The organism is Mesorhizobium bavaricum (assembly GCF_056781655.1).
In genome coordinates this window covers 6,048,960-6,066,598 of the sequence record NZ_CM165566.1, presented here as the reverse complement: position 1 = coordinate 6,066,598, position 17,639 = coordinate 6,048,960, and the positions used below count along the sequence as shown (strand labels likewise).

Sequence of the window (17,639 nt, the reverse complement as noted above, 5' to 3'; positions counted from 1 at the left end):
ACGTTGGACAGTCCGGCCTGGCGGGACGGTGACAGGCGCCTCGGCTGGCCAGGAAGCCAGTGCAATCCTTTCGATCGCGCCTGCGCTTTGTCCAGATGCTTTGCGCTTTCGATCAACCCAGGCGCGGGCCTTCTGCGCGCCAAAGGAGACGATCATGTTGGATGAACTTCGACGCCGTTTCGCCTGCTGGCGTGCCTATCGCCAGACACTTGCAAGCTTGAGGCATGTCCCGGACAGCACGCTGGCGGATGCCGGCATTTCTCGCGAAGAGATCCGCAAGCGTGCCCGCCACGCCAGCCTGCATCGTTGAGACCATGGAGGCGGGCATGCAGATGATGGAGCTCTGGGATGGCCGCCCGGTGCCGCGCATCGGGATCGGCACCTGGGCGGCGGGCGGCGCCGCGCGCTGGGGGGATGCGGCGACTATCTATGGCGAAGTGGACGACATCAGATCGCAAGCCGCGCTGGCGATGGCCTATGACATCGGCGCGCGGGTGTTCGACACGGCTGCTGCCTATGGGGCGGGCAATGCCGAGCTGATCCTCGGGCGGGCGTTGAAGGGCAGGGATGAGGCCGTCATCGTCACCAAGGTCGGCTATTTCGGCGATCCCGAAACGCGCAAGATCGCTCCCGAGGATGCCTCTGCCGCGGCGATCCGGACATCGATCGACAAGTCGCGGCAGCGCCTGCAGCGCGATTGTATCGACGTCGCGTTGCTGCATATCAACGAGTATCCGATCGAGCGCGCCGGCGAGGCGTTCGATACGCTCGGCCAACTGCACCAGGAGGGCAAGATCGGTGGCTTCGGCTGGAGCACCGATCACCGCGAACGGCTTGCCGCCTTCGCGGCGCGCGAGGGTTTCGTCGCCGTGGAGAACGACTTCAATGTGTTTACCCCGGCGAACGAGCTGATGGCCGTTGCGGCGCGCGAAAACCTCGTCTCGTTCAGCCGGCTGCCGTTGGCAATGGGCCTGCTCACCGGCAAATACACGCCGGCCATGAAGCTGCCCGCCGACGACGTGCGTGGCGGCAATGCAAAATGGATGGTGTTCTTCAGGGATGGCGCCGCCAACCCGCAATATCTGTCAAGGCTCGCGGCGATCCGCGACCTGCTCACCTCGGGCGGACGCACGCTTGCGCAGGGCGCGCTGGGCTGGATCCTCGCCAAATCGGCGATCGCCTTGCCGGTGCCCGGCTTCACGCGGCCCGAGCAGGTCGAGGACAATCTCGGTGCGCTCGAAAAGGGGCCGCTGCCGGCAGCGGTGATGGCCGAGATCGACGCCGTGCTGAACAGTGCCGAGACCGCCTGCTAAGACCGCGAGGAGTCGTTCTCCGCTTCCATCTCCGCAACATCCTGAAACCTGTCGGCGATGCGGGCGTGCACCCGTCCGCCATTGGCTGCTCCAATGGCAACCAGCACTTCGTCGGCACCCGGCGCGTCGGCGATCTGGAAGTTTGCGGTGAGGAAATGCGAACGCCTGCCATTCTCGCTCTTGTGCATCATCGGCAGTGACATCAGCGCGCCGGCGGCGTTTCTTGTGTTGCAGAATTCGAGATAGGTGGTGCCGCCAACGGCGTCACGGAACAGATTGCCGAACCGCAGCGTGTGGATCAGCGCCGAGGCATGTTCGATCTCGCCGTTGACGCCGACCGCCGCGGCCTTGCCGTAGGATTCGATCTCGCCCGGCGGCATCAGGGCGATCAGGCGCTGCGTAAGTTCGGCACCGACCTTGGGGGCGACGTCGAGGATTTCGGGGCGAAGGTTCTCGACGAAGCCGCGCCCCGCCCACGGGTTCTTCAACACCGCCGCGACGACGATGATGGTGACCGGCTTGCCCGCAGCCTTTCCACCTTCGATCAGAACCTCTTCGATGAAGGTGCAGATTTTCCTGATTTCCATTCGCTTCAACGGCCTTTCCTGCGCAGAATTCTGGTGTCAGGCTAGGAAGCGTCTGGTCGTGCGTCTTCCTCCGCTTCGGAGGAAAATCTGGATGTCTCGCTGTCGGAAGCCGTGTAGCTTCGCAAGGCTGCGAATTGCTTATATCCAGCCTCGATGGATCAGCAGGAACAGATCGGCCCACAGGATCGAGAAGTGAACCACCAGTCGCAAATCCTGTCCTTGCGGGATGCCGCCAGCCTGATCAATTCCGGCGGCGATCTCAGCACCGTGCTGCGCGATCTGGTGTTGGCCGCCTGCCGGCATGCCAAGTGGACGATGGGCTCGATCATGAGCATCGACGCGCCGCATGGCCATGCCTATGTCATCGTTCGTCACGATCCGACCTTGATCCAGCGTCCGCTGCCCGACCGCTGGGAACTCGCCACCAGCCCATCGATCATCGCCCTGCAGCGCAACGAACCGGTCTATATCCGCGATGCGCGGGTTTCGGAGGAATTTTCCGGCTATCGCCGCGAGGCCTTCGAACGCGACTACCGCAGCGTTCTCGTGATGCCGATGAACTGCGTCGACGAGGACGGCCGGCCGATGGTGCTCAGCGTCGTCTCGCGCGAGATCATGGATGTCAGTGCCGACGATCTCGCCTTCATAGGCATGATCGTCCATCTCGGCGAGATCGCCGTCGAGAAACAGCACAAGCTGCGTGCGGAAAAGCGCGCGGCGGAACGGCTCCAGCAGGCGCTGCAGGCCCATACCTCCCTGCTGCAGCAGGCCCTGGCGGAAAGCTCGGTTTCCTCGCTTGCCGGCAAGATCAGCGCGCTTGTCCCCAACCCGGTGGTCGTGGTCGATTTCACGGCGAACCTGATCGTTGCCAGCCGCTCGCCGAGCGAGAAGCATTTCGACGACGCGGCCTGGCAGCTTGCCGCCAACACGACCTTGCACCGGCAGATCATGAAGGCCGCGCGGTCGGCGGTGGATCTGCCGCAGACTGAGCCCCACACTTTCTTTCTCGACGACGGCACGCGCCGTCTGCGCGTCACCGCGAAAATCGAACCGCTGAGCGTCGACGCGGAGGCTGTTGGCGCCCTGGTCATCTTCACCATGCAGCAGCCGTTCAGCCAGCTCGACCTGCTGTTGCTCGACAGCGCCAAGTTCGCGCTCAGCGTCCAGATGATGCGCAGTTTCATCCGCTTCCGTTTCGAAACGCGCACGCTGACGGAGCTGTTCATGGAGGTCGTCGAGCATCGTTGGCACGACGCCGCGGATGTCATGCAGCGGGCGCAGCGGCTGGGCATCGGCCTCGCGTCACCGCAGCAGATGATCGTCATCGACCTGCCTGAAGCCGCGAAAAGCAACGCCGGACGTTCGGTCGACCCGCATCATGCCGTGATCCGGCTGCTGCAGCAGAGTTCGGTCGCGGCAGGCATCATCGTCGTCGACAACGGCCTTGTCTGTCTGATCCCGCCCGAACTGGGTGACGACAAGGAGCGTGTCAACAAACTGCTGCGCAAGATCGCCGAGGAACTCGGCCGCTATTTCGGTCAGGAGCCTTTCGTCGTTCTGTCCGGCCTCTGCGTGAAACTCTCGGACTACCCGGCGGCATGGGACCGCTGCCGACGCATGATCGGCATCGGCCGCTCGTTCGGCCGCACCGGCGTCTTTTCCAGCCAGGATTTCGGCCCCTTGCCGATGCTGGTCGCGGCCGCCGATGTCGAGGACGTTCGCGGCTTCGTGCAGGACAGCGTCGGCGCGATCGCCGACCACGACCGCCAGCATGGAACGCCCTATATGGAGACGCTGTTCGCCTATCTACGCGAGGGCTGCCGCAGCCAGGCCTGTGCCGACGCGATGGGCCTGCACGTGACCACCTTGCGATACCGGCTGGCGCGCATCCAGGAACTGTTCGGCGTCAATCTCGATACGCCCGAGCGGCGCTTTGCCTTTGAACTCGCCATTCGCTTGCGCGAGGTCATCGACAGCCGCGGCTCCACGGAAAAATAACCTCAGTCCAGGCTCCGCCGAGCGGACCGTTTCCGGCTTGGGAACACGACCTCTGCTGACCGGATCGCGCCTTCCCCTCTTGCTCGCAAACACAGCAGGATCTCCGCCGCCTGTTCCTCTCAACAGGAGGAAGAACGGCTGCGAATGAGCGGCTAACGTTTCGTGCAATCCGAAAGGGACCACGAGGCCAGATGCTGACCACCCCGCAACCGACGATCGATCCGATCGCCCTCAGAAGGGCTTTCGGAACCTTCGTGACCGGCGTGACGGTCATCACCACGCGCGACGGCGATGGCACGCCGCGCGGCATGACGGCGAACTCCTTCACCTCCGTCTCGCTTGATCCGCCGCTTCTCCTGGTTTGCGTCGGCAAGGCGGCGGCGAGCTATGCGGCGTTCAACGCCTCCAATTCGTTCGCCGTCAATTTGCTGCACGAGGGGCAGGCCGACGTCTCGACGGTCTTCGCCTCGAAGGCTCACGACAAGTTCGGGTCCGTCAGGCATGACCGTGTCCACACCGGCGCGCCGATCCTCAACGAGTGCCTAACTTGGTTCGACTGCACCGTGCACGACCGCGTCGATGCCGGCGATCATGTTGTGCTCATCGGCGCGGTGCAGGCGTTCGGCACCAGTCCATCGGCGCCGCTCGGCTTCTGCCGGGGCCGCTATGCGTCCGTCAAGGATCCGCTGCCGCCGGGCTGGCTTGCCTCCCACAGCATGATCGTCGGCTACCTGATCGAAGCCGACGGAAACATCCTGCTGCGCTCCGACGGCAAGGGGGGCTGGGTGCTACCCAGCGCCAAGAGCCGGAAAGCGGAAAACGAACTCAAGCTCGAAGGCGGCGATGCGCTGACGCTGCTGCCTGACGAGACGTTCCTCTATTCGGTCTTCGATGTCGCCGACAGCGATCCTGGCTACCTTATCTATCGCGCACGTCTCTCCGGCACCTCGGCCGCCTTCACCATGCCCGCGGGGTTCCGGTTCTTCTCCCTGGCTGATCTTCCATACGAGGACATCCCAGCCGGCGAGATCCGCGCGCTGCTGCGCCGCTACAGCCGCGAGCGGCGCGACGATTCCTTCAGCATCTACATGGATTCGGGCGATGGCGGCCGCCTCGCCAGGATCGAAGGCGCCTCACAGCCATGGTCGCATGGCCCCCGGGACGCGGAACAGGAAAAGCCATGAAAACGACCGTCAAATCGCTCGAGAACTCGCGCCAGGCGCTTTTCATCGGCGGCAGCTTCGTTGCCCCGAAAAGCGGGCAGTACATTGCGAGTTATGATCCGACGACCGGCGAGCCCTGGTATGAACTGGCCGAGGCCGACGCATCCGATATCGATGCGGCCGTAGCCGCCGCGCGAGCAGCCTTTGCCGATCCGGCATGGCGCCGGATGACCCAGACCGACCGCGGCAAGCTTGTGCACCGGCTGGCGCAACTCGTGCTGGACCATGCCGACGAACTGGCGCTGATCGAGACGCGCGACAATGGCAAGCTCATCAAGGAAATGCGGGCGCAGATGCGCGCCATGCCGGATTCCTACAGCTATTTCGCCGGCATGGCCGACAAGCTGCTGGGCGACACCATACCCGTCAACAAGCTCGACATGCTGAACTTCAACCTGCGCGAGCCGCTTGGCGTCGTCGGCATGATCACGCCGTGGAATTCGCCGCTGATGCTTCTGACCGGGACCTTGGCGCCTTGCCTTGCGCTCGGCAACACCGTCGTCATCAAGCCTTCCGAGCATGCCACGGCCTCGACGCTCACGCTGGCCGAGCTGATCATGGAAGCCGGTTTTCCGGCAGGCGTCGTCAATGTCGTGACCGGCACCGGAGCCAGCGCCGGCGAGGCGCTGACACGTCACCCCGGCGTCGCCAAGATCGTCTTCACCGGCAGCACCGCCACCGGCCGGCGCATTGCCACCAACGCTGCGGCCAACCTGGTTCCCTGCCAGATGGAGCTTGGCGGCAAATCACCGCATGTCGTCTTCGCCGACGTGGACATCGAACATGCCGTCAACGGCGTCGTGTCGGGCATCTTCGCGGCGGCCGGTCAAAGCTGCGTCGCCGGATCGCGCTGCTTTGTCGAAGCCAGCGCCTATGACCGCTTCGTGGATGCGCTGGTCGAGCGCACCAGGCGGGTCAGGGTCGGCCATCCCATGGATGATGATACCGACATTGGCCCGCTGGCGCTGTCGGCACAGCTTGCCAAGGTCGAAGCCTATGTCGCGTCGGGCGTCCGCCAGGGCGCCAGGATCGCGGCCGGCGGCCGGCGGCCGCAATCGGCGGACCTTGGTGGCGGCTGGTATTTCGAACCGACCGTCATGGTCGATGCCCGCAACGACATGGAGTTCATGCAGGACGAGATTTTCGGACCGGTGGTCGGCGTCATCCCGTTTTCTTCGGAGGAGGAGATGACCGCGCTTGCCAACGACACGCGCTATGGGCTGGCTTCCGGAATCTGGACCAAGGACATCGATCGGGCGCTGCGTTTTGCCCGCAACATCGATGCCGGAACCGTCTGGATCAACACCTATCGCGCGTCTTCCTTCATGTCGGCGAATGGCGGCTTCAAGGAAAGCGGCTACGGCCGCCGCGGCGGCTTTGACGTGATGCAGGAATTCTCGCGGCTGAAGAACGTGGTCATCGATTACTCCGGGGCCATGCAGGACCCGTTCGTCATCCGCCTGCGCTGAGCCCCATCAAGCCAAAACATCTAACGGGACAAGAACATGAAATTCGCAGTGTCGCTGACCATGGAGCGCTTCTCGCCGGAGACATCGATGGCGACGGTGAAGAACAACCTGCTCGAACTGGCTGTCATGGCCGACGAGGGCGGCTTCGAAACGTTGTGGACGGCGGAGCATCACACGATCGAGTGCACCATTTCGCCCAACCCGCTGATGACGCTGACATGGCTGGCGCAGCACACCCAGCAGATCAGGCTCGGTACCTCGACGCTCGTGGCGCCGTACTGGAGCCCGATCCGGTTGGCCGGCGAAGCCGCGCTTTGTGACCATTTGACCTGCGGCCGGCTGGAGTTCGGCATCGCGCGCGGATCCTACCAGTATGAATTCGACCGCATGGCCGAAGGCATGCCGCAGCAGGAAGGCGTCGCCTATCTGAAGGAACTGGTGCCGGCGGTGAAGAAACTATGGGCCGAGGACTACGCGCATCAGGGCCACTACTGGAATTTTCCGCTTGCCGCCGGCGTGCCCAAGCCGCTGCAGCAGCCGCATCCGCCGATCTGGGTCGCGGCACGTGATCCCGGCACGTTCGACTGGGCTGTCGGCATCGGCGCCAACATCCTGTCGACGCCGCTTTCCGCCCCCGCCGCTGAAATCGCCGTGCTTGGCGAAAAATTCCGCAAGGCGGTCGCCGATCACCCGGAGGTGCGGCGCCCGCGTCTGATGATGCAGCGCCGCACCTGCGTCTATGAAAGGCCGGAGGAATGGGAAGTCGCCGTCCGCCACGCCATTGATTACGGGCGCGCCTTCGAGAACCTGTTCCAGAACATCGGCACGGTGAAGAACGGTTTTCCCGAAGCCGTCCCGTACGAAAGCGTCAAGGGCAAGGACAATTACAACCCCGAGAGCATCCGCAGGAACCTGATGTTCGGCACGCCCGACGAGATCATCGAGAAGCTTGAGGATTACGAGGCCGCGGGCGTCGATCAGTTTTGCCTTGGGCTCACCTTCAACCTGCCGTTCGAGCTGCAGAAGAAGACGATCCGGCTGTTCGTCGACGAGGTCATGCCGCATTTCGCTGCTCGGGATCGTGCCAAGGCCGTCGCGGTGGGGCGCTGACGGCAATGGCGGCCAATTCCTTCGTCCATGGCGACGTCACGCTCAACTACCGTGTCGACGGAAACGGCCCGCAGAAACTGGTCTGCATCCATGGCGTCGGCTCCTATCTGGAAGCGTGGGGCGGCGTGGCCGCCCGCCTGCCGGATCAGTTCACGGTGCTGACATCAGATCTGCGCGGCCACGGCCGGTCGACGCGCATCAAGGGCCGCTACGAGATCGACGACTTCGTCCATGACACGCTGGCCTTGGCCGATCATGTCGGCTTCGCAAGTTTCCACCTGGCCGGCTTTTCGCTGGGCGGCCTGATTGCCCAGCGCCTCGCCCTGACCCATCCCCACCGGTTGCGCCGGCTCGTGCTGCTGGCAACCATCGCCGGACGTCTGCCGGAAGAACGCCAGGCCGTTCTCGGTCGTCTTGCCGCCCTGGCCGCCAGCCAGCCGAGTGCGCACCATGCCGCGTCGCTGTCGCGCTGGCTGACCGAGGAATTTCAGCAGCGCAATCCGGATATGATTGCCGAGCTGCGCCGGCGCGATGCCGAAAACGATCCGGCATGCTACGCCGCCGCCTACCGGGTGCTGGCCGAGACCGACTTTGGCGGCATCCTCGACCAGATCAGGGCGCCGACGCTGATCGTCACCGGCGAGGACGATCAGGGATCCAATCCGCGCATGGCGCGCCACATGCACGATCAGATCCGCGGCTCGCGGCTCGAGATCCTGCCTGGATTGCGGCATTCGATCCTGGTCGAGGCGCCGGCGCAGGTGGCCGGCCTGATGGCGGATTTCCTGACCGAACACGCTGAGCAAGCGGGGGCAGCCAGCCATGGATAGCGACTTCCAGAAAGCCGGCGAAACGGTCCGGCGTACGGTTCTCGGCGACGATTATGTCGACCGGGCGATCGGCAATGCCGACGACCTCTCACGGCCGTTCCAGGAGATCCTCAACGAGTATTGCTGGGGCACATGCTGGACGGACGAGGCGTTCGACCTCAAGCAGCGCAGCCTGCTCAATCTCGGCATGCTCGCGGCGCTGGGGCGGATGCATGAATTCGGCGTGCATTTCCGGGGTGCGATGCGAAACGGTCTCAGCGACGACGAACTCCGCGCCGCTTTGATCCAGATATCAGTCTATTGCGGCATTCCGGCCGGCGTCGAGAGCTTTCGGGTGGCGCGCTCGGTGCGCGACGAGATCAAGGCGCAAACGCGATGATCGGGGCAGGTGGAATGCGTCCTAGCCGGAAGCTCAAGGACAGAGGCCGGCTTACCATCCTTCCGAGCAACCACCACGAAAAACCTCCTCTGGCTCGCCGGAAGACGGTGCCAGACGGCTCGTCTCTAAATTAGCAAACAACAAGGGGAACTGAACATATGAAAACATCTCTCAGATTGACGACGCTGGCGGCCTCGCTGGCCTTGGCTATCGCAGCGCTTCCCGCGCACGCCGGCGCGGTGCTGGACCGCGTGATGGCGGCAGGCACCCTCAAAGTCGCCACCGATGCCAATTGGGCGCCGCAGTCCTTCCTCAACGCCAACAACGAGCTGGACGGCTTTGACGTCGACGTCGCCAAGGAAATCGGCAAGCGCATCGGCGTCAAGGTAGAGTTCGTGACGCCAGGCTGGGACATCATCACGGCCGGCAACTGGGTCGGCCGCTGGGACATGCATGTCGGCTCGATGACGCCGACCAAGAAGCGGGCCGAGATTTTCGATTTTCCCGCTGTTTACTACTACACCCCGGCCGCTGTTGCCGTGCACAAGGACAGCAAGGCCGCGTCGTTGAGCGATCTCGACGGCAAGGTCGTCGGCGCGACGACGACATCGACTTTCGAGGCCTATGCCAAGAAGGATCTGACGCTCGACGCCGCCGGCGCACCGCCTTTCGAGTACAAGCTCAATCCGAAAGAGGTGCACTCCTACGAGAACTCCACCACCGCCTTCGACGATCTGCGGATTGGTGATGGCGTTCGGCTGGACGCTGTCGTGTCGTCGCTGCCCAGTATCCTCGATGCGGTGAAGGCAGGCTATCCGATCAAGCAGATCGGCGATCCGGTGTTCTATGAACCGCTGGCTGTCGCCATCGAACATGGCGATCCCGAATTCTCGGCCAAGATCGCCGATGCGGTGAAGGCCATGAAGGCAGACGGCACGCTCAGCACACTGTCCAAGAAGTGGTACGGGGTCGATTATTCCATCGTAAAATAATCTCGACTTTCGCTGGCGGTCTGCCGTGGGCAGGCCGCCAAATCATCCAAGGGACAGACGATGCTCTATCCGGATACCGTCGAAGCTGAAATTCTCGTGCACAAGCCGTGGTTTATCGCGACGATGTTTGGCGTCGTCTTTGCGATCTTCCTTGCCTTCAACCTGACATCGACCGGCTTTGGCGAATTGATGCGCCCGGTCATCGGTGAGCCGTCCCAGAGTGGTCTCTACGGCAGGTTTGCCATTGCCTTCATCATAGCACTTCTCTTCATCTTCAACGTCGTGTTGATCGGCTTCGCCTCGCTGCGCGTCCAGATAGCCATCGTCTGGGCGGAGCTGCTGCTGCTCTTTCTGGCCTTCTTCCAGACCTTCCATCTCAGTCTGCCCTTCATCTGGCAAAAGCTGCCGTTCCTGATTTCCCAGGGCGTCGTCACGACGCTTTATGTTTCGGCGATCTCCATCATCATCGCCTCGCTGATCGCAATCCTGGGTGCGGTCGCCAAACTGTCCACCAACGGCTTTGCCTATGCCATCGCCAGCTTCTACACCTCGTTCTTTCGCGGCCTGCCGCTTTTGATGCAGGTCTATCTGATTTATCTCGGCCTGCCGCAGCTCGGCTTCGTGGTCGGCGCCGTGCCGGCCGGCATCCTGGCGCTGTCGCTATGCTACGGCGCCTACATGACTGAGATTTTCCGCTCGGGCATCCAGAGCATCGATCGCGGCCAGTGGGAGGCGTCGCGCTCGATGGGCTTCGGCTTTTCGCTGACCATGCGAAGGATCATCCTGCCGCAGGCGCTTCCCGTGATCATTCCGCCGACCGGCAACCAGTTCATCTCGATGCTCAAGGACAGTTCGCTGGTGTCGGTCATCGGCGTCTGGGAATTGATGTTCCTCGCCCGCACGCTCGGCCAGAAGACCTTCCAGCACATGGAGATGCTGATTTCGGCCTCGGTCATCTACTGGATGCTGTCGATCTGCCTCGAACTGATCCAGTCCCGCATCGAACGGCACTACGCCAGGAGCAAGGTGCGATGAGCGCTGCGCCGATCATCGAAGCCAAAGCCGTATCCAAATGGTACGGCAAATTCCATGCGCTGAAGGACATCAACCTGACGGTCCAAAAGGGCGAGCGCATCGTCATCTGCGGGCCGTCCGGTTCCGGCAAGTCGACGCTGATCCGCTGCTTCAATCGCCTCGAAGCGCATCAGGCCGGCGACATCACCGTGAACGGCGTGCACCTCCACCCAGGGATGAAGAACGTCGCCGATGTGCGCAGCAATGTCGGCATGGTGTTCCAGCACTTCAACCTGTTTCCGCACATGACGGTGCTGATGAACTGCATGGCGGGTCCGATGTGGGTCAAGGGTGTCCCGGCAGCCGAAGCGCGCAAGACCGCGCTTCAGTTTCTCGAACGCGTGCGCATCCCCGAACAGGCGAACAAATTCCCGGTCCAGCTGTCCGGCGGCCAGCAGCAGCGCGTCGCGATCGCGCGCAGCCTGTGCATGAAGCCGGCGGTGATGCTGTTCGACGAGCCGACGTCGGCACTCGACCCCGAAATGGTGTCGGAAGTGCTCGACACCATGACCGGCCTTGCCCGCGATGGCATGACCATGGTTTGCGTCACCCATGAAATGGGCTTTGCGCGTGCGGTGGCCGACCGCGTGATCTTCATGGACGCCGGCCAGATCGTCGAGGAAGGCAAGCCGGACAGCTTCTTCGGCAGTCCCCAACATGCCCGCACGAAACTGTTTCTGAGCCAGATACTAAAACACTAGCGCTGCCGGCAGTTCTGATATCACTCTCGCAATCGACTATGCAGCTGCCGTCAGGTTTGGCGCCCGACGGCGAAATTGAAAGCCCCAAGCTGTTCTGCCGGCCAGCTGGCCGTCCGGTCCCGGCAGCAGCGTTCATGAGTTCAGCTTGTCGGCGAACTGAGCCCATCAATGGCGTTCGCCGATCGAATGAACGACCCGAATGGGATATTTCAGGAACGAAAAAATTCAACTGAATCATAGAGTTTGAAAATTTCGTATCTTTGATCACGCTCGATTTCAACGGCGCGGGCGTCATTGTCTCACATATTGACGTTAAATTAACATCGCGATATGGTTCGTTCAGTCCGCAAGGTACCCGCCGCTTTGTATCGCCGTTGCCCCTCGCTTGTTGTTATGTCTGTCGCCCTTGCCCCAGCCTGCAGGATTGTCGTGCAGTGCGCATCGCCAGTTGCTGAAAGAGGCGGTGATCATGCCCAGTTTGCTTGGAATCGATAACGGTCTCACGGTTACCAAGGCGGTGATCTTCGATGCCGATGGCACGCAGTTGTCGGTGGCGCGTCGCCGGGTGCCGCAGTCGATGCCCCATGCGCGCTGGGTGGAGCGCGACATGGCGGGCCTCTGGCAAGCGACCGCCGATGCAATCAAGGAAGCGATCGCCCTGTGTGGCCGGCCTGCGGACGACATCAAGGCGGTGGCGGCGACCGCGCATGGCGACGGTCTCTATCTGCTCGACAAGGATCGCCGGCCGCTAGGGCCAGGCATCCTGTCGCTCGACAGCCGCGCCGGCGAGATTGTCGAAAGATGGTCGGCGGATACGGTCTTCGACGAAGCGCTCGCGCGCACGGGCCAGGCGCCGCATGTCTCGGCGCCATCGGCGCTGCTTGCATGGATCAAGCAGAACGATCCCGATCGCTATGGTCGCATCGGCCACGTGCTGGCCTGCAAGGACTGGCTTCGCTTTTGCCTGACCGGCACGATCGGTACCGACCGTACGGAGGCGAGCACGTCGTTCACCGATTACCGCACCCAGGCTTACGCGCCGGAAGCGATGCAGGTCTTCGGGTTGGCCGACCTTTTCGGCGCGCTGCCGCCGGTTGCGCATTCGGCCGACATCGTCGGTCACGTCACCGCCGATGCCGCCGAAATGACTGGCCTTCGCCAGGGAACACCGGTCGCGTGCGGCCTGCACGACGTGACCGCCTCAGCACTGGGCATGGGCGGCCATGAGGAGGGCGTGCTCGCCATCGTCGCCGGGACCTATTCCATCAACGAAGTCGTCTCTTCAAAACCGCGCGTCGACCGGCGTTGGTTCTGTCGTAACGCCATCGATGCAGGGAGCTGGAACAACATGGCGATCTCGCCGGCCTCGACCGCGAACTACGACTGGTTTCTCGACACGTTCTGCCGCTCGGAACAGGACAGGACAAACGCGGATGGCGGCTCGATCCACGAACTGCTGGCGAGCGAGATCGACGCGGCGCTTAAGAAGCCTTCGACCATCCTGTTTCATCCCTATCTGTTCGGCTCCCCCCATGGTGACGTGGCCAGCGGCAGTTTTGTCGGCCTGCACGGCTGGCACAATCGCGGCGACATGCTGAAGGCGGTTCTGGAAGGCATAGTCTTCAATCATCGCACCCATGTCGAAGCCTTGCGCGAGGGCTTCGCCGTTCGCGAGATCCGCCTGACCGGCGGCGGTTCGCGCAACCCGGCCTTCGTCCAGATGTTTGCCGACGTGCTGGACGCTCCGGTCACCATCACCTCGACCGACGAGGCCGCCGCCTTGGGTGCCGCCCTTTGCGCCGGCGCCGCGGTCGGCATCTTCGCGACGCCGCAGCAGGGCGCCAGGCAGGTCAGCATGACGGCGCGCCAGTATCAGCCGGTGCCCGCCTCCAGTGCTGTGTTCAACGAGCGCTTTTCCCTCTATTGCCGCATCGCCGAGCAGCTGAAGTCGCAATGGCCTGACATCGAAAGGCTGGCGCGGCCGGACACCAGGGGGACCGCATGATCAAGGCCGACGAACGACGCGAAGAGATCGCCGACTATGTGATCAAGCTCGGCCAGGTGCGCATCGACGATCTGGTCGAGCATTTCGGCGTATCGCGCATGACCATCCACCGGCATATCGACCGGCTGGCGCAGCAGGGCGTGCTGCGCAAGCTGCACGGTGCGGTGACGGTTCAGCCTTCCGGTCTCTACGAAAGTGCCTTTCGTTATCGCGTGACGGTCAACAGAGCCGAGAAGGATACGCTGGCGCGGGCGGCACTGGATTATGTCGAAGCCGGACAGGTGGTCATGCTGGACAATTCGTCGACCGCGAACGCCGTCGCCACGCTGCTGCTCGACATCAAGCCGCTGACCGTCATCACCAACAGCGTAGCGACGGCTTCGCTGTTGACCAATGTCGACGACATCGACTTCATCTGTCTCGGCGGCAAGTACCACGGCACCTACAATGCCTATATCGGCATCGTCTGCGAGAACGCCGTGGCGCAGCTTCGCGCCAATGTGCTGATCTGTTCGGCATCGGCCATCACTGGCACCACCGCTTTCATCCAGGATCCCAATGTGGTGCGGGTCAAGCAGGCGATGATGGCCGCATCGGTGAAACGCATCCTGCTGGTCGACCATGCGAAATTCGATCGGATCGCGCTGCATGTCTTCGACGATCTGACCAGTTTCGATGCCGTGCTGACGACCGGGGGGCTGGGCGACGCACAGGCGCAGAGCCTTGAACGGGCCGGCGTGAAGCTGCGCGTCATCGAGACAAAGGCACAATGAGTCCAGCCGACGCAGCAGGTGCGGAAAACCCGGCCAGGCGGCTCGCGGCCATGGCCGGGACCGGCGAGGTCGACGTCGTCATTCTTGGCGCTGGCATCAACGGAGCGGGGCTGTTTCGCGACCTGTGCGCGCAAGGCGTCAGCTGCCTGATCGTCGACAAGGCGGATTTCGGCTCGGGCACCAGTGCCGCGCCGTCGCGGCTCATCCATGGCGGCCTGAAATATCTCGAAACCGGCGAGTTCGGGCTGGTGGCGCAGTCGACGCTCGAACGCAACCTGCTTTTGCAGAACGCGCCGCACTATGTCAGCCCGCTGCCGACCGTCATCCCGATCTTCTCCTGGAGCAAGGGCATGCTGGCGGCGCTGCGAACGCTGTTCGGCTCGACCAGCGCGCCGCGCAGCCGCGGCGCCATTCTGATCAAGATCGGCCTGATGATCTACGATTTCTATGGCTCGCGAAACCAGGTCATGCCGCGCCACCGCATGGTCGGGCGGCGGCAGGCGCTCGGTGAGATGCCGGCGCTCAACCCTTCGATCGTCGCCACCGGCACGTACTACGATGCCAAGATAAGCCATCCCGAAAGGCTGGTGCTCGAACTGATCCTCGATGGGCTGCAGGCCAATGCAGCCTCGGCCAGCGCGAACTACACGGCGCTGGTGAACTCAACCAATGGCGTGCTGACCTTTCAGCCGGAAAGCGGCGCCGCATTTTCGGTTCGGCCGAAGCTGGTGGTGAATGCCGCCGGTCCCTGGATCGACGATGTCAACGCCTTGCTTGGCGCGCCGTCGAAGATGATCGGCGGCACCAAGGGCTCGCACATCCTGCTGAAGCATGACGACCTGGTAAAAAGCCTGGCCGGCCGCATGCTCTACTTCGAGGCCGATGACGGCCGCATCTGCCTTGTCTACGACTATCTCGGCCTGGCGCTGGTCGGCTCGACCGACATCAAGGCCGACAACCCGGACGAGGTCCGCTGCGAACCGGACGAAGTCGAGTATCTGCTCGAGAGTGTGCGGGCCCTGCTGCCGGGCATGGCGTTCGAACGTGACCAGATCGTCTATGCCTATAGCGGCATCAGGCCACTGCCGGCGTCGGAGACATCGGTGCCCGGCCTGATAAGCCGCGACCATTCGGCCCCGGTCGCCGAGCCGAACCGGGACAGGCCCTTCGCGGTCATCTCGCTGGTCGGCGGCAAATGGACGACATTTCGCGGCTTCGCCGAGGAAGTCGCCAACACGATATTCGACCGCCTGCAACGCAGCCGCAAGGTGACGACGCAATCCATGCCGATCGGTGGCGGCAAGGACTTCCCAGCCAATGCCGCAGCGCGCACGGACTGGCTGGCTCGGGCGCGGTCGCAAACGGGCATCGGGGAACGACGTCTCGACCAATTGCTGTCCCGCTACGGAACCCGAGCCCTGGAGATCGCCAGGTACGGGCCGGATGGTGAGGGCCATCTGCCGGACTCCGGCGGCTACGGCAAATCGGAGATCGACTACATCGTCCGCAACGAGTTCGTCGAACATCTGGCCGATATCGTCATGCGCCGCAGCACGCTCGCCATAGGCGGCACCCTGACATGCCGGGACCTGCAGGAGATTGCCGTGATCGCCGGGCGGGCGCTGGGCTGGAGCGCTGAGCGCATTGCGCAGGAAGTCGAGGCCGCCGTTGTGGAGCTCGAAGGCAGGAACCTGATGCGGCTGGACTGATCCCGCCATCGACAGTGCCAATGCCCCTTTCTTGAGGCAATCCGACTGGTTTGCCCATGGCGCCGTCGCATCCGCAAAGCGTCCCAACTCACAGCCGGATTGGGATTTTTATCCCGTTGGGTATATCTGATTAAAAGCAGACACTTAGTGGATAATTCGGCGGCGATGATCTTTGCGTGGCCACCGGCGATGGCATTAAATAACATCGATTGACGTTAAATTAACATCGCCATATGATCAACTAACATGCCGACCTGCTAATGGGCGGAGGTCGCCGATGCGCCGGCAGGAGGATCGGGAGGGCGCGGCTTGTGAATTCCCGCGGCGGCTTGGAAGCCGATCCGCAGAGGGATTGACAGCGATGCAGGGATGTGAAAATTTTTGCACACAAAGATAATAATATCATCTCAGGGAGGAGATGGCTTGAAATCCGGCGGAACCGCTAACCGCGACCACGAGTCCAGTCTCGCCACGCGCGCGGCCTGGCTTCACTATGCGGGCGGTCTCACGCAGGCCCAGGTGGCCAAGCGGCTTGGCCTGACCAGCCTCAAGGCACATCGGCTCATCACCAAGGCCAACCAGGAAGGTCTGGTCAGGGTCTTCATCGACGGCGACGTCGCCGAGTGCGTGGAGTTGGAGCAGCGCCTGACCGCTGCATACGGGCTCGACTATTGCGAGGTGGTTCCGGATCTGGATCAGGAAGACCTGCCGCTCAGGGGTCTGGGCATCGCCGGCGCGCAGTTTCTGAAGCGCGAGATTGATCGCGGCGAAGACATGCTGATCGGCGTCGGTCATGGCCGTACCCTTGCAGCGAGCGTCGAATATCTGACGCGCACCGCCGCCGCCCACATCCGTTTCGTCTCGCTGCTTGGCGGGGTGACGCGAAAATTCGCGGCCAACCCGCACGACGTCATGCATCGGCTGGCGGAGCGGACGGGCGCGCAGGCCTATGTGATGCCGGTACCCTTCGTCGCCAACACCGCCGAGGACCGTGAGGTGCTGCTTGGCCAGCGCGGCATCAGCGATGTCTTCGCTCTCGCAAGCCGGTCCGACCTGATGTTCGTCGGAATCGGGACTGCCGAGCGGGAAGCCTCGCTGGTCGCAACCGGCATGATCGAGCATTCCGAAATCGATGAGGTCAAACGTGATGGCGGCGTCGGCGAGCTGCTCGCCCACTTCTTCGACGACAACGGGCGCCCGGTGGAAACGGCGCTGTCGGACAAAATCCTGGCGCTCCCGCGTGACCAGTTGAAAGGCCGCAGGATCGTCGCCGTCGCCGGCGGCAAGGTGAAAGTGCGGGCGATCAAAGCGGTGCTCGAAAGCCGTTACCTGAGCGGCCTGATCACCGATGAATGCACCGCCCGTGCGCTTGTCGAACAAAGCCAATCCAATGCGGCGTACGGCGCGGCGAAGCACCATGTGAACGGAGGATCGTCAAATGCGTAACAACGGCAAATCCGCTTCACCGGCGGTTGC

General features: G+C 63.0%; 16 protein-coding genes. 15 read left to right on the top strand and 1 reads right to left on the bottom strand.

The window, feature by feature from the left end; all coding sequences use genetic code 11:
- The first annotated feature begins 154 nt into the window (after nucleotides 1–154).
- Both AC1RZR_RS29660 and AC1RZR_RS29655 read left to right on the top strand, forming a co-directional pair.
- Nucleotides 155–310: a YjiS-like domain-containing protein gene (locus AC1RZR_RS29660; protein ID WP_477273458.1), complete on the top strand. Its 156-nt coding sequence runs from the start codon at nucleotides 155–157 to the stop codon at nucleotides 308–310.
- A gap of 16 nt (nucleotides 311–326) precedes the next feature.
- A complete protein-coding gene (locus tag AC1RZR_RS29655) occupies nucleotides 327–1,313 on the top strand; it encodes an aldo/keto reductase (RefSeq protein WP_481826844.1) in 987 nt (328 codons plus the stop codon).
- Here the strand turns inward: AC1RZR_RS29655 and AC1RZR_RS29650 are convergent.
- Nucleotides 1,310–1,900, bottom strand: a complete 591-nt coding sequence (locus AC1RZR_RS29650) for an amino acid synthesis family protein (RefSeq protein WP_477274109.1) — start codon at nucleotides 1,898–1,900, stop codon at nucleotides 1,310–1,312. The genes AC1RZR_RS29655 and AC1RZR_RS29650 overlap by 4 nt on opposite strands.
- A gap of 192 nt (nucleotides 1,901–2,092) precedes the next feature.
- On the opposite strand from AC1RZR_RS29650, the gene AC1RZR_RS29645 reads away from it, so the two are divergent.
- The 13 genes from AC1RZR_RS29645 to AC1RZR_RS29585 all read left to right on the top strand — a co-directional run bounded on the left by AC1RZR_RS29645 (nucleotide 2,093) and on the right by AC1RZR_RS29585 (nucleotide 17,609).
- Nucleotides 2,093–3,898, top strand: coding sequence for a helix-turn-helix domain-containing protein (locus tag AC1RZR_RS29645; protein ID WP_481826843.1), 1,806 nt, complete (start codon nucleotides 2,093–2,095; stop codon nucleotides 3,896–3,898).
- 191 nt (nucleotides 3,899–4,089) lie between these two features.
- Nucleotides 4,090–5,082: a flavin reductase gene (locus AC1RZR_RS29640; protein ID WP_481826842.1), complete on the top strand. Its 993-nt coding sequence runs from the start codon at nucleotides 4,090–4,092 to the stop codon at nucleotides 5,080–5,082.
- Nucleotides 5,079–6,590: an aldehyde dehydrogenase gene (locus AC1RZR_RS29635; protein ID WP_481826841.1), complete on the top strand. Its 1,512-nt coding sequence runs from the start codon at nucleotides 5,079–5,081 to the stop codon at nucleotides 6,588–6,590. Before AC1RZR_RS29640 ends, AC1RZR_RS29635 begins: the two co-directional genes overlap by 4 nt.
- Before the next feature lie 36 nt (nucleotides 6,591–6,626).
- Nucleotides 6,627–7,700 (top strand): LLM class flavin-dependent oxidoreductase, encoded by a 1,074-nt coding sequence (locus AC1RZR_RS29630; RefSeq protein ID WP_481826840.1) that lies wholly within the window; start codon nucleotides 6,627–6,629, stop codon nucleotides 7,698–7,700.
- A gap of 5 nt (nucleotides 7,701–7,705) precedes the next feature.
- Entirely contained in the window at nucleotides 7,706–8,530 is an 825-nt protein-coding gene (locus AC1RZR_RS29625; protein ID WP_481826839.1) for an alpha/beta fold hydrolase, read from the top strand.
- A complete protein-coding gene (locus AC1RZR_RS29620) occupies nucleotides 8,523–8,909 on the top strand; it encodes a carboxymuconolactone decarboxylase family protein (protein WP_481826838.1) in 387 nt (128 codons plus the stop codon). The genes AC1RZR_RS29625 and AC1RZR_RS29620 overlap by 8 nt, the downstream gene beginning before the upstream one ends.
- A gap of 158 nt (nucleotides 8,910–9,067) precedes the next feature.
- Nucleotides 9,068–9,901: a transporter substrate-binding domain-containing protein gene (locus tag AC1RZR_RS29615; protein ID WP_481826837.1), complete on the top strand. Its 834-nt coding sequence runs from the start codon at nucleotides 9,068–9,070 to the stop codon at nucleotides 9,899–9,901.
- A gap of 60 nt (nucleotides 9,902–9,961) precedes the next feature.
- Entirely contained in the window at nucleotides 9,962–10,936 is a 975-nt protein-coding gene (locus tag AC1RZR_RS29610; protein WP_477273476.1) for an amino acid ABC transporter permease, read from the top strand.
- Nucleotides 10,933–11,676, top strand: coding sequence for an amino acid ABC transporter ATP-binding protein (locus tag AC1RZR_RS29605; RefSeq protein WP_481826836.1), 744 nt, complete (start codon nucleotides 10,933–10,935; stop codon nucleotides 11,674–11,676). The genes AC1RZR_RS29610 and AC1RZR_RS29605 overlap by 4 nt, the downstream gene beginning before the upstream one ends.
- Before the next feature lie 469 nt (nucleotides 11,677–12,145).
- Nucleotides 12,146–13,681, top strand: coding sequence for an FGGY-family carbohydrate kinase (locus tag AC1RZR_RS29600; RefSeq protein WP_481826835.1), 1,536 nt, complete (start codon nucleotides 12,146–12,148; stop codon nucleotides 13,679–13,681).
- The gene (locus AC1RZR_RS29595; protein ID WP_481826834.1) at nucleotides 13,678–14,454 is read left to right on the top strand and encodes a DeoR/GlpR family DNA-binding transcription regulator; all 777 of its coding nucleotides are present in this window, start codon (nucleotides 13,678–13,680) and stop codon (nucleotides 14,452–14,454) included. Before AC1RZR_RS29600 ends, AC1RZR_RS29595 begins: the two co-directional genes overlap by 4 nt.
- Entirely contained in the window at nucleotides 14,451–16,163 is a 1,713-nt protein-coding gene (locus AC1RZR_RS29590; protein ID WP_481826833.1) for a glycerol-3-phosphate dehydrogenase/oxidase, read from the top strand. Before AC1RZR_RS29595 ends, AC1RZR_RS29590 begins: the two co-directional genes overlap by 4 nt.
- A gap of 423 nt (nucleotides 16,164–16,586) precedes the next feature.
- Nucleotides 16,587–17,609: a sugar-binding transcriptional regulator gene (locus AC1RZR_RS29585; RefSeq protein ID WP_481826832.1), complete on the top strand. Its 1,023-nt coding sequence runs from the start codon at nucleotides 16,587–16,589 to the stop codon at nucleotides 17,607–17,609.
- Nucleotides 17,610–17,639 lie beyond the last annotated feature (30 nt).